This is a genomic window from Lacrimispora sanguinis, from assembly GCF_044987295.1.
GTDB classification, from domain to species: Bacteria; Bacillota; Clostridia; order Lachnospirales; family Lachnospiraceae; genus Lacrimispora; species Lacrimispora celerecrescens_B.
The window spans coordinates 1442958-1456739 of the sequence record NZ_CP173277.1 but is presented as its reverse complement, the minus strand read 5'-3'; the positions used below and the strand labels follow the sequence as shown (position 1 = coordinate 1456739).

The following is a 13782-nucleotide window of genomic DNA, read 5'->3' as shown; positions in this document are numbered from 1 at the left end:
ATGAAAGACTATCAGATAAAGTTGTACGGGTTATAATGGAACAGATAAAAGACGGTACTTTAAAACCTGGAGATAAATTACCAAATGAACTTGATCTGGCTGATGAATTCTGCGTAAGCAGAGGAATTCTAAGGGAAGCCCTGACGATATTACAAGCAAGAAATTATATCTGTAGAAAGCCGAAAGAGGGTACTTTTGTTAATCCGAATATTTCGGAAGTTTTGAATGTTTCTGGGGGAATTACACTAAAAGAAGGTACTTATAGCGATTTAATTGAAATGCGTATTTGTTTAGAACAAAGGACCGTAGAGAAGATCATTGATACTGCATCGGATGAAGAGATTGTAGAATTATATGATTTAATTTCAGAAACAGACAAGAAAAAAGGAGCACGTTCTATCGATCACTATTTTCACTATCGTCTTGCAGAGCTTTCCCATAATGCGATATTTATGAATTTTATTGATTCCTATTATGATATCATTGATGAGGTTGTTGCCCATACAACTAAGAATACGAAACGCAGACCAGAGATATATAAAGAGCATTGTGAGATTATTAAGGCTCTTAAAGAAAGAGATAAAGATAAGGCAAAAGCAGCAGTGGTAAGCCATCTTGAAAATGTTTTACAAAATATTAAAAACGATTGAGAGTAAAATGGGCTCGTCGGGTATCCGTTCATAATAAATGATCTTATTGAATAAAGTTACGATTGTAGTTGAGTTTTTAAAGTGCTTATGTTATTATAATAAAAAATAAATTTTTAGATATTAGGCACAAGCCTTGATCCACGTTTGCTAGGGAAAATCTTAGCAAACGTGTTTTTTTTTGGAGGATAGGATGAAAAAAGGAAGATTAACACTGGAAATTTTAACGATCATGTTAGGGAACTTTATTTATGCGGTAGGAATTGTGTTTTTTATTATGCCTTCGGGGTTGATTACCGGAGGTACGACGGGGATTGCAATTGCTGTTAATCATTATACAAGATTACCTATATCAAGTATTGTATTAGCTTTTAATGTAATTATGTTTGTGATTGGATTGTTTGTTCTGGGGAAAAAGTTCGCTTTAACTACATTGATTAGTACATTATTTTTTCCGTTTTCTTTGGAAGTATTGCAGAAGTTATTCGCAAATATTGTAATTACAGATGATATCTTTTTGTGCACAATATTTGGAGGCGTTTGTATAGGAAGTGCGATTGCTCTTGTGATCCGAGTTGGGGCAAGTACTGGAGGTATGAGTATACCGCCTTTGATTTTCAACAAATATATGCATATTCCAGTATCAGTCAGTTTATACGTAGGCGACTGTATCATACTCGCTTTGCAGGTGGCTTTTAGTGATAAAGATAAAATTCTTTATGGCATTATTTTAGTTATGATTTATTCCATTGTTTTAGATAAACTTCTTTTAGTTGGCACAAATAAAATACAGATAAAAGTAATAAGTATCAAATCTTTGGAGATGAAAGATGCGATCATTTCGAGATTTGATCGAGGAGTTACACTTTTGCATGGCAAATCAGGATATCTAGAGCGGGAGATGGATATTTTATTGACTGTTATTTCTAATAGTGATTTATCTAAATTTGAAAAGCTGGTTCATGAAATAGATGCCGAGGCCTTTGTTATTATTAGTCATGTGAATGAGGTAAGAGGCCGAGGATTTAGTATAGGGAAAAAATACTTATAATTTGTTAAACGGTACCGTTCGGGTATCATTTATATTGATTTTACAATGAGGGGAGATTTAGTATGGAATTGAAAATTATTCAGGGAAATGTTTCGGAAGAAATCTTAGAACTGTATGTAAAGTCTTTTCGAATGGAACCCTGGAATGAAGAGTGGACGTTGGATATGGCTGGTATGAGGATCAATGATTATCTTCAAAATCCCATGGCAATAGGATATGAAGCTCGCCAAGATGGAACTATAGTTGGGTTTTTAATGGGATATATGACTTCCTATTTAGGGGTGAAAGAATTTCATATACAGGATTTTGTGATTTCTGTTGATTTTAGCAGAATGGGCCTGGGAAGCAAAATGCTGTCTTTGGTTCAACAGGATGTGAAACGAAGAGGGATAGAAGCTATTAATTTACTTACTTTGATAGATCCAAGGACCGAAGGATTCTATAATAAAAATGGATATGAGATTAATTCAAACCTTGTGTTTATGAATAGAAAAATATAAATTAAAGTATGAGCGAGATTTGTATATCGTATATCATATGTAGATATTAGGTAAAAAATTAATTATTGATACTGATTTATCAGTGTGTAAGGAAATTAAATACTCTCTTCAAAATGAAACGACAGAGGTTCATTATACTCTTTCTGCACGCGAGGGGCTTGAACTGTTTACTAAGCAGTCTTTTTGCCTGGTTATTATGGATATCCTTATGTCGGAAATAGATGGTTTAGAGTTATTGCAGACAATTCGACAGACCAAGCCAGTTCCTATTTTAGTGCTGTCCTCTAAGATAGATATTAGTAAAAAAACATATGCTCTAAGAGCAGGTGTAAATGCTTATCTTCATAAACCATATTGGATAAAGTTCTTGGATTGATGGTGCTCAAAAGTTTTGCTGTTGGAAGTATTTACCGTTGGCAAAATCACTTCTTTTTCTAAAGACGCTACAGGTATCTCTAAATCTTAAAATTTATTGTATAATCTAAAAGCAGGAAATGGACGAAGACGAGCCATCAAAAGAAAGTTTGATGCCCATTTGGGAAAGAATGATAGCAATTACGCCAAGGGATAAACACGCTTTCCAGGAATCAGAATCACATACTCAACACATGTTGAGACGGTGGTTCTAATGCAGCGTAGTGGATCAAAAAGCAAAAAATAGGTATAAACCACAAGATCTTGTGATTTAAATCGGAGCAAAAAAGCACGATTTTGGCCCCCCTTTTTACGAAAATACTGATGCAAAAGCTGATTTTTAGATGCGTCCCCAAAAAGTGATGCAGATATTGATTTTTGTAAAAATTAAAGGGGAGTCAGGGAATCAGGGTTAGATTAAGTATGTCTTTCTTTGATAAAAGTATACTTAAAACTATAAAAAGTAGGAAAATGATAGCAAAAATATTTGGCTAGTGGTAAAATGGCATTAAACTTGCGTCTAATGTACTTTATTGCCATTTGTTAAATATTGGGAGGAGTTTGTTATGTGGTTGGATAATGCGTCAGAAGTAGATATGCTATTTTATGAACCGTATGTAAGACTTATTACTAATATAGCAAAGAACAAAAAGTATAATCAATTAACAATAGGAATTTTTGGCCTATGGGGTGCTGCAAAATCTACTTTGATAAAATTAATTGAAAATGGACGACTATCTAAATAACGAAGGAGAAGAAGTATGATTGAAGATATAATTTCTGGATTAATAGTTGGAATACTTTTATTACTAATTGAACAATTATTAATTCCGACATCTGAAAAGTCTGTCAAAACAACTAAACCTATAGAAATTATAGAATCTAAGAAATTTATTATTAAGGAAAAAGTGGTTTATAAAAGTGGTACTTCTAATGACGATTCTAATCTTCTAATATTTTTTATTGCGATATTTATGGGGGTAGCACTGGTAAATTACATAAAGTATTATAATCTTATTCACTTTATTGTTATTTTTATGTCAACTGCAATTGGAATAATGGCAGTGGGAATGGCAGGCGTTTGTATACGCAGGGGGCTTCGCTTTAGAAAAGATTTAAATATAATGCTTGTTTTTAATATACTTTCAATAGTTGCAGTTCCATTTCTTGTCTGGCAGGCAAGGAATGCAAGTGAAGGAAGAAAAGTGGATATAGAACTATTAAAAGTACAGATAACGCAGACAGAAAAAATTTCGGTTTTTGGAGATATATCAACTAGTTTCTTTTTAATATATCAGATAATAGGTTTAGCAATTATTGTAATTTATATGCTGTCGGCTCTCATATCTAATATATATCTTGTTTCGCTAATTAATTTGAATTTGAGTAGCAAGTTAAGGGGAATGTGGGAATTCTTGAATCGAAATACATACAAAATGGCTTCGAGACCTGTAAATACTATAGCTGTTGGGATTATTTTTCTGGTATTAGGTTATTTAATGGTATCAGGAATTATGTTAGATATTTTAACTAGTCAAACAATAGGATAATATTATATAAGTAATGTATGCTCATTCTTTTTGCATGAATACTCTAAAGAATACAACTGTTCTGGCATATCCCTTATGCAGATACAATCATGAACTTTACTGAGGATATGTAAAGACTATCAACAATCTTAGTATCTTTCCTCAAAGTCATGAATTGGATGAAGACGAAGAATTAGCAAGGTATGTAATCAGAAAAGCATCTTATAAAAATTACAAAATGTTTTTTCTAAATCAATGAACGAAAAAAATAGTCTACATACTTAGAGTTTTTCTCATACTTGTTAATTGTAAAACTGAAGTTTAGAAAGTTTTTGAATAAAGTACATAATGTTATAAAAGTCCCCTACTTATTAAACAGGTAAGGGGCTTGTTTATATAATAGGAGTAAGGTATGAACAGTATAATTACAGCAGGAGAACAGAAGTAAGATATCGAGTTCCAATAAGAAGCTTCTAACAAAGATTGAATACGAAAAATGTTGGAAAAACATCCTGACATCAAGGGGATATTAGGCTCAATGGTCATCAGAATTACAGCAACAGGGCATGTGGAAACTGTCGTGCTTCTCGCTCGGAAACCGCAGTAAATCAAAGGGGTTGAGCGTATGAGAGAAAGAATCAACCTGTGTTTTGAGGACAGAAAAACTGAAATATGTTTTCAGAAACTGGGTGGGGTAAAGTAGATAAACATTTTGCATGATTAATTATAAAACCAAAATAGATGTAGAAATTGTATTTAGATAAAAGGATACTATATCAGATATATGTGAAGTTAAAAAATACTTTATAAATGATTTGGGAGGTACAAATGAATTATTATGAGCAAACTACAATATGGCAGAAAACATTAGCAAAACAACTTGACTCAGATCGTTATGAAAAGGAAAGAGATATTTTAAGAGTCGAATACGAGAATTTTAGAGATAAGGCTAAAATATTATCTGCCGAAATATCAAGAGTTTTACCAGATTATACTGTTCATGATATAACACATATTGACGCGCTCTGGGATACAGCGGAATTGGTGGCTAAAGATGCTGTTAATCTAACTCCTGCAGAAGCATTTGTTTTAGGTGGAGCTTTTCTTGTTCATGATTTAGGTATGGGGCTAGATTCCTACCCAAATGGAATTAATGAACTGAAGTAGGAAAGTATATGGAAAGACACAGTAGCCTCAATTATAAAAAAGAAATATGGAAGACAAATTGCAGATGAGGATTATGTGGAGTTAGATGAAGAAATAGAAAGAACAGCTACAGAATATACTCTAAGACTACTGCATGCAAAACAAGCAGAAAGGTTAGCTCTTATTTCATGGAAAAATAATAATGATGAAGAAATTTTTCTGATTGATAATGCTGAATTAAGACAATCTTACGGAAGAATAATCGGGTTAATTGCCTACAGTCACTGGTGGAAAGTTGATGATATTGAAAGTAAGTTTAATCATATTCTTGGGGCACCAGGAATTTTTCCACAAAGCTGGACTATTGATCCATTAAAACTGGCCTGCATTATTAGAATTGCAGATGCAATTCAAATCGACGATCGGAGAGCACCAAGTTTCTTGAAAACTATTAGAAAACTTTCTAATTACTCAAAAACGCACTGGGATTTTCAGCAAAAGTTATATCAACCAAGATTGGAACGGAACAGATTAGTATTTACCACAAAGCTTCCTTTTACAGTTGCGGAGGCGGATAGTTGGTGGCTGTGTTACGATACGTTAAAGATGATTAATGATGAACTTATTTCTGTAGATTCATTATTGCATGATACCAATAGGCAAAGATTAAATGCTAATGGAATATCGGCAATTGAAGACCCAAAAAGATTAACTAAATTAATTTCTGTTGAAGGATGGCAACCTGTGGATGCAAATATTAAAGTTTCAGATGTTGCTAAATTGGTTGGCTGCATTGGAGGTGCACAATTATATGGAGATAATGTTATTGTTCCTTTAAGAGAGTTAATTCAAAATGCTTCTGATGCTATTAGAGCAAGAAGGATACTTGAAAATGAAGGTGAAAATTATGGTCATATTATTATTAGGACTGGAAAAGAAAAAAATGAACATTATTATATAGAAGTTGAGGATAATGGAATAGGTATGTCGCAACGAGTTTTAACTGGACCATTCCTTGATTTTGGGAAATCATTATGGGGTACCTCACTAATGCATGAAGAATTACCTGGTCTTGAAGTAAAAGGATTTTCATCAACGGGGAAGTACGGAATAGTTTTTTTTTCTGTATTCATGTGGGGAAAAAGAGTTACAATTGCAACCAGAAGGTATGAAGCTGGTAGGGAAAAAACTAAAATATTGGAGTTTAATGATGGCATTGCGGTACGTCCAATCTTAAGGAAGGCTGGATCAAATGAATTTATAAAAAGCGGAGGCACTAGGATTCGGGTATGGCTAAAAGATGCAGGTGTTTTAGAAAAAATGTTGATGAGAAATTGCCATAAGGAAAAGAAAAAAAGTTTTGAAGAAATAATAGAAAATCTTTGTCCTAGTATTGATTGTGATATTTTATTTGAAAAAAATAGTATTAATAGAACAATAATAAATGCTAATGATTGGAAGCAAATTTCTTCTTATAAATTGTTACAGAGAATCATAGGAAAATCGACTTTTAATTCATTAACTAAAGATGAAAAACAATTTCTACAGAAACTCTCAAAAAACATGCGTTTTGTTAAAGGGTTAGAAGGGGAAATAGTTGGCAGAGCTTTAATCTACAAGGAACCTTTTGGTTTAAAAAGGAAAGATTTTTTAGATGGCGTAGTGACTGTTGGAGGATTTCGAACTACCCATTTAAGCGGTATTATAGGCATTTTTATAGGGAAAAGTGATAGGGCTAGTAGAGACATTGGTATCCCAATAGTTACGAATCAAGCTTTGCAAGAGTGGGCTACAGATCAAGCTGACCTTATATCAGATCTCTCTTTAGAATTGGATTCAGAACTGGAATGTGCATCCATCATTAGAGAGTGTGGAGGTGAAACAAAACAGTTAAAAATAGCGTTTAATAAAAACGGATCATGTAATTATAATGAAATAGAAAATTATATAAAAGAGCAAAACAATGATTCATATTTAGTAATTCAGGATGCTTCCGTACATATTTATGAAAGAGACCATAGTTGTAAAGTGGAGTTTATGGAAAACGTGTTTTGGTCAGACAGTGGGCAGCCAGGAATATTTCAATATCACGGTGATTACAGATACATAGAGTGGCCTGATAATGGTATAAGTTGGTTTCATTCTCAGACTTTGCAGGGGTTAATAATAGAGGCGCTATGTGAAGTTTGGGATACGGGTGTTAATGGCATTATTAAAGTATCTGATATATCATCTGACAATGAACATTTTGATAGTATTGTTGGTTATGCGAATGGCAAAGAGGTGATTTTTGACCATTTAGATACAGTAAGAAAGCCAAAATAAAGAGTATAAATTGTAATATAAATTAGCAATAAGTAATTTGAATATAGCGGAAAAAATCATAAGAATAAGTTTACTTTAGTAACTCCTTGACCTAAAAGCTAAATACATAAGTAAAAACACTAAAGACATGCTATTTTATTATAAGTGAAAGGCCTGACTTAAATTTAGAGGGTGAATGCTGGATTATCGCTATGTAGTATAAAACTTCCGTTCCACTGCATGTGGAGTGCGTGATTCTGATGCAGAAGCTGATTTTTAGATGCAGCTTCCAAAATGATACCGAAATCACTTTCCAGTAAAAGAGATTATGAAATAAAATTATAACAGAAACACAGATAGAGCCGGGGAATTGAACTGAATTTGCAGCATTCTGATTCTCCGGCTTTTTTGTTTTCGGAAAAGGGAACTGGTAGACATCGGAGAAAAAGGGAGTGGAAGTAATTTCTTCAAATCCGGATCCGGATGAAGTATTACACAATCCATAGTGTTCCGATATTTATATAAACATTATTCCGAACTCGTTGATATTGTTCCGATAAAGGGGTATAATATTAATGACTGGAGGGATATTTTATGTTTATGAGTGTAAAACAAGCCACAGAAAAATGGGGCATTTCCGATAGGCGAATCCGGGTGCTTTGTTCGGAAGGGAAAATTCCTGGTGCATATCAGGAAGGACGAGGATGGAAGATTCCAGTAGACGCAGTGAAACCGGCTGACGGCAGATATAAATCGGTAGAAAGTCTATTGGATATGATTGACCGCAAAAAGAAAGAACTGGACACCAGACGTCCTTTCACAGAAGGTGAAGTTACCAGGCTGAATGAGGAATTTGTTGTTGAATACACATATAACTCCAATGCCATCGAGGGAAATACATTAACATTGCGTGAGACGGATATGGTTCTCAGAGGTCTTACCATCGATAGAAAACCGCTGAAAGACCACATGGAGGCTGTCGGTCACAAAGAGGCATTTGAATTTATTCGTGAACTGGTAAAAGACCATGTTCCAATGAGTGAGAGTATTATCAAGCAGGTTCATTATCTGGTGCTTGCGGATAAGAAGGAGGACCGAGGTGTATACCGCCGTGTTCCTGTTCGCATTATGGGTGCGCAGAATGAACCAGTACAGCCGTATCTTATTCAACCCAAAATGGAACAGTTGATGATTGATTTTGCTGAAAGCACAGAGCATACCGCGACAAAGCTGGCGCGTTTCCACATTGAATTTGAAGGAATTCATCCCTTTATTGACGGAAACGGAAGAACAGGACGTTTGCTTGTGAATTTGGAACTAATGAAAGCAGGTTTTCCGCCTATTAACATCAAATTTACAGATCGTATGGCATACTACAATGCTTTTGATGAATATCATGTAAAACATAATCTTTCTTCTATGGAAAAACTATTTGCAGGATATATCAATGAACGCTTGGATATGTATTTGAAAATGCTGCAGGAGTAATTAGCATAGCTATTTTATAAAAAGCAAGTGTTGGAATTATTGAAAATATAGACTTACGCCAAGGGGTTATCAGGTACTCTGGCCATCCAAATTACAGCAACAAGGCATGTGGTAGACGGTTGTATTGATGTCACGCAAAGATAAATAAATTGGCTATAAAAGGCTTGAAATCAAGGTTTTCAGACTTTCGGTAAAATAAACGATTGCTGGACACCTTGTTTTTTATCCTCTTAGTATAGTTTGAACATAAAATGTAAGTCAGAGTTGAGACCACAGAACTGCTTTTTGCCTTGCGAGACAAGGAAACTACTGTATTAAGGATTGGTTGAGACTATAGTGAATATTCTTGTGCGGTGAAACCGCAGTTCCGGGAAATCGGGAACCGATTGACCGGAACATGGGAACCACCTTATGCGAGTTTACTCGCTCATGTTTTTGTCTAGTCCGTATACCTCTCGCATTGAGATATCCTTTGAAGGATCAATGCTTTGGATATTAATTTTATAGGCATCATAAACAATACGATCCAGAATGGCATCAGCCAGAGGACTGGATTCACCACCTAACTGTTCATACCATCCTTCCTGCAGATACTGGGAGCAGAAAATCGTAGATGATTTCTTACGTCTCCTATGCAGAAGTTCAAATATATCTTTTTGTTCATTGTCAGTTGGTTTGAGCAAGAGCCATTCATCAATGATAAGAAGAAGTGGATTGGCATATTTCGCCATGACCTTTTTGTATGTACCTTCATTTCTTGACATCTCCAGCTCAATCAAAAGATCTGGGAGACGTACATATTTAGTATTGTAATACTGCTTACATGCTTCCATACCGAACGCGCATGCCATGTAAGTCTTACCACTACCTGTTGCACCAGTAATAAATAAGTTACGGTGTTCAGATATATATTCGCAAGCAGCAAGTCTCCTTATGAGTTCTCTGTTCAGCTTGCGTCCTGAAGTATAATCGATATCCATGATACTTGCTTCAGTCTGGTCGAATCCAGCGTTATGAATCAGTCTTTTCAGTCGATTATTCTTACGGCTGCTGAATTCGATGTCGGTCAGCATACCAAAGCGGTCTTCGAAGGAAACTTCTTTCATCTTTGGATCATTTAGCTGATTACGGAATGCATCTGCCATAGAGCTAAGACGCATTTCTATTAATTTATCAATCGTACTTTGGTTTGTCATAAGTGTTTACCTCCGATAATAGTCGGCACCTCTTGTGATGCCATACTTGTTTTGTGTGTTTGCTGATTTTGTTCCAAAATCAGTATCAACAGATTTGTCATGCCCCGCGGTGAGTATGTTTTTAATACTTTTGTAGCTAGGCGTTGCTGTGTAGCTGAGAGCCTTTTCACAGGCAGCTTCTAATCTCTCTACTGAGTATTTATCAGCAAGCTTAAGAAGTCCCATACAGCCTTTATAAGTCTGTTGTTCCACACGTTTGGAGGTAAGGATTGCATCCACTACCTTGTACGTATTGTTACCGATCCGCTCACCCCACTTACGGAAACGGTCACCGTTCCACTCCAGATATTTCTGGTGGTCTTCTGGCATATGTTCCAGGATCGTATCATACTGACCTTTTCTGCCATGAAGTCTTTTGTGAGAAGCTATGCGGTTGTGGTTGTAGAAAATTTCAATTGTAGTATCTGTTACCCTGACATCTACCTTGCGTTTAATGTATTCATATGGAACCGAGTATAGCATTCCATCAATGGATATGTGATAATTGAACTGAACAGTGGCCTGTTTCCAGTCCGCCAGTTCAAAAGAGGTAGCAGGTAGGGGAGCCAGCAATGGCAGTTCTTCGTCGCGGAAGAGTTCCAATCGGCTACCTTCTTTCTTTTGAAAGAGCCTTTTATTGAATTCTTCTAGTTTCTGACGTATCACACGATTTAATTCTGCAAGTGAAAAGAACTGTTCATCACGTAGTGCAGCGATAATCCAGGTGGAAATATTTCCGACGGATCCTTCTGCATTTGGCTTGTCCTTAGGTGCACGCACTCTGGCTGGAATAATAGCAGTACCATAGTGTTCAGCCATTTCCTGATATGTGGCATTGATTCGTTGATCATTCCAGTTATTATTATGTATTACTGCTGTTTTGCAGTTGTCAGGAACCAGAATCTTAGCAACACCACCAAAGAACTGATACATGTGAACATGTGCTCTAATCCACGCAGGTTGCTTTTCATCAATGAATGCTTCTGCATACACGTATTGGCTATAGGTCATAACACCAACGAAAACGTAAGCATTTATGATTTCACCCGTATCTGGATCGATGAGGTGAGCTGGATCACCAGCCCAATCCACTTCCACCTGTTCACCAGGTTTACGATTGATGTGCATGGTTGCACGGTGTTTCTGCTCATCCTGCTGGATATAATAGCAGAACTGGGAATACATCAAAGGCTCATCGCCATTTAATCGGCAATCCTCCATGTATTCAGTCCACAGGAGCTTTTTACTAACGCCATTGCGGAGTAGCTCCTTGCGGATGTAAGCATAATCAGGCATACGTTTATTCGATGCTTCGATATGCTTGCCTTTTTCTGGAAAAAGAATTCCAGCAAGGACTTCGTCGGTCTGGTTCTTATCGAGTGGCCATGAAATATTTAATTCGCTGGCTTTCTTAAGAACACTGTTGACGGTTTTTTTAGAGACACTGCAGCTATCTGCAATACTCTGTTGGCTGAGATGTAGACTATGTAGTCTTAAAATCTCTCGATATTTGGTCATGATAGTGACCTCCCATAATGAATTTACACCGACAGGGTGCATGATTTCATTATAAGACTTTTATGTTTAAATGGTTTCCAACACCGAAATGTCGGTTTCCTTTAAAACGGAATAACGGTTTCCATAGTCCGGACAGATGGTGTAATCAGCTCCGGATTACTCATATAGAACTGTTGTTAATGCTTGACTATTTCAGTTAGTATTTTCACTACTGGTTTTCTTCCGTTTAGTTGAAAGGCATATTGCTTTTGATTTGCTCGATATACTGTAAGGTTTCGAGCATCTATGTGCCTGTGATATTGATCTCAGCTGCTATGCTTGTGATATATTTTGAAATGTTTAAAGGTGGGGTATTCCTTAACATGGATAGCCCAAAAGTGCTTTCTATTCTTTGATTGCACATAGATGGCAAAGCAACCCATCTGCATTGATGACCACATCATCGTTGAATTCAAATCAGGGCTAGAAATACAAATAGACAAATAATTAGTAATGCAAAATTACCCGCAGCTCTAGTGCTTGAGTTGCGGGTTTAGTTTATTACGGTTCTATTGTAAATTGAAACCAAATGGTTTATTATGTTTTTATTGAGGCCATAGCAGATAAGATGAAAATGATGTTAATAAAAAACTTTAGGAGATAAATAATGGCACTAATTGAAGATGAATTAAAAATAACCAAATTAAAAGACTTGTTTGATATAAATCTAGCGTTACCGTCTTATCAGCGACCATATAGATGGAGCGTGAAGTCAACTAATACCTTATTTGTTGATACATATGATGCGTTTAAGGATGGTATAAGCGAATATCGCCTAGGATCAGTAATATTACACAAAGAATACTCTGAAAAATATAATATTGTTGATGGGCAACAAAGGCTTACTACATTATCAATTTTGCTTTTTTGTTTAAAAGATAGCAAACAAAGTATGTTGAAAGAAAAATACAGCAAACTATCGAATGATGTTATTGTCACAAATTATGGAGTACTTTCTAAAAGAGTCAATGAATTAACAAAAGATGAATGTCAAAAATATAGAGATTATCTTCTGAATAAATGCACTGTGGTTCAAATTGTCACAGATAGTGAGCAAGAAGCATTTCAGTTCTTCGATTCACAAAATTCTCGTGGTAAAGAGTTAGCACCACATGATTTGTTAAAATCATACCATTTACGAGAAATGAATAATGAAGATGAAAACCAAAAAGTTAAAATTATAAATAGCTGGGAAAACATGAACCAAGACGATCTAGATGATTTATTTAAAAGCTATTTGTACCCACTGACTCAATGGTATAAGGGAAAAGAAGGTTTAGGGTATTCAACAAGTAAAATTGATTCTTTCAAAGGAATTAAGGGAGCAAATATCTATAGTTTTGCAATTTACCATAAAGCAAGTAATCTGTATGTAGAACAATTCAATGCTAATGGTAGTAATGAAATGCTTGCCACAAAATTTTTGAATCAATTCCAATTGACACAGCCCTTAATTGCAGGGAAACGATTCTTTAATTTCACACTTCATTACGGAAAATTACTAGAAAAAATACAAAAAGAGATAAGTTGTTTTCATGACAAGGATCAAATTCCATGCAAGCGTTCTGGTGATATTTACATTAAGCAGCTGTATGAATGCTCCTTATTATTTTTTGCGGATAGGTTTGGTCTTGAGAGCCTAACCCAATCTGTGATGCAGCAACTTTACACATGGAGTTATTCATTACGTCTTGCAATGAATGCGGTTTATCCACAGACCATCAATAAATATGCAAAAGGTCAGCATGAGAGAGCAAATTATGGAATTGCTATGTTTTCTTCAATCAGCGAAATAGCGGATCCAGATGGATTGAAATTACTTGTACTTAGTCAGCCAGATATTGATGACATTAATAAAGAAAAATACAAAGCAGTCTATGAATTGCTTTGCAAATGGAATAGGTGGTAGGA

Annotated in this window: 12 protein-coding genes; 10 read left to right on the top strand and 2 right to left on the bottom strand. The window is 35.4% G+C overall.

Annotated elements, in window-relative coordinates; translation table 11 throughout:
- Window positions 1–35 precede the first annotated feature (35 nt).
- From ACHZES_RS06820 to ACHZES_RS06780, 9 genes are all read left to right on the top strand, one after another.
- A complete protein-coding gene (locus tag ACHZES_RS06820; RefSeq protein ID WP_404820344.1) occupies window positions 36–650 on the top strand; it encodes a FadR/GntR family transcriptional regulator in 615 nt (204 codons plus the stop codon).
- 190 nt (window positions 651–840) lie between these two features.
- Complete coding sequence (locus tag ACHZES_RS06815) at window positions 841–1698, top strand: YitT family protein (protein WP_395548448.1); 858 nt, start codon at window positions 841–843, stop codon at window positions 1696–1698.
- A gap of 62 nt (window positions 1699–1760) precedes the next feature.
- Window positions 1761–2198, top strand: a complete 438-nt coding sequence (locus ACHZES_RS06810) for a GNAT family N-acetyltransferase (RefSeq protein ID WP_395548449.1) — start codon at window positions 1761–1763, stop codon at window positions 2196–2198.
- Window positions 2199–2280: 82 nt separating this feature from the next.
- Window positions 2281–2574, top strand: a complete 294-nt coding sequence (locus ACHZES_RS06805) for a response regulator (protein ID WP_404820343.1) — start codon at window positions 2281–2283, stop codon at window positions 2572–2574.
- A 604-nt stretch (window positions 2575–3178) separates the two neighbouring features.
- Entirely contained in the window at window positions 3179–3358 is a 180-nt protein-coding gene (locus ACHZES_RS06800) for a hypothetical protein (protein WP_154521388.1), read from the top strand.
- Between the two features lie 15 nt (window positions 3359–3373).
- Window positions 3374–4162 (top strand): hypothetical protein, encoded by a 789-nt coding sequence (locus ACHZES_RS06795; protein WP_154521384.1) that lies wholly within the window; start codon window positions 3374–3376, stop codon window positions 4160–4162.
- A gap of 807 nt (window positions 4163–4969) precedes the next feature.
- Complete coding sequence (locus ACHZES_RS06790; RefSeq protein ID WP_154521381.1) at window positions 4970–5308, top strand: hypothetical protein; 339 nt, start codon at window positions 4970–4972, stop codon at window positions 5306–5308.
- Window positions 5309–5383: 75 nt separating this feature from the next.
- Window positions 5384–7612 carry an ATP-binding protein gene (locus tag ACHZES_RS06785; RefSeq protein WP_154521378.1) on the top strand — a complete coding sequence of 743 codons (2229 nt, stop codon included), beginning with the start codon at window positions 5384–5386 and terminating at the stop codon, window positions 7610–7612.
- Window positions 7613–8185: 573 nt separating this feature from the next.
- A complete protein-coding gene (locus tag ACHZES_RS06780; protein WP_395548450.1) occupies window positions 8186–9079 on the top strand; it encodes a Fic family protein in 894 nt (297 codons plus the stop codon).
- A gap of 419 nt (window positions 9080–9498) precedes the next feature.
- Here ACHZES_RS06780 and istB read toward each other — a convergent pair whose 3' ends face one another.
- Complete coding sequence (gene istB, locus ACHZES_RS06775; RefSeq protein ID WP_395549404.1) at window positions 9499–10275, bottom strand: IS21-like element helper ATPase IstB; 777 nt, start codon at window positions 10273–10275, stop codon at window positions 9499–9501.
- A 6-nt stretch (window positions 10276–10281) separates the two neighbouring features.
- Window positions 10282–11832: an IS21 family transposase gene (gene istA / locus ACHZES_RS06770; protein WP_395549405.1), complete on the bottom strand. Its 1551-nt coding sequence runs from the start codon at window positions 11830–11832 to the stop codon at window positions 10282–10284.
- Window positions 11833–12478: 646 nt separating this feature from the next.
- On the opposite strand from istA, the gene ACHZES_RS06765 reads away from it, so the two are divergent.
- A complete protein-coding gene (locus tag ACHZES_RS06765) occupies window positions 12479–13780 on the top strand; it encodes a DUF262 domain-containing protein (protein ID WP_154525860.1) in 1302 nt (433 codons plus the stop codon).
- Window positions 13781–13782: the final 2 nt, after the last annotated feature.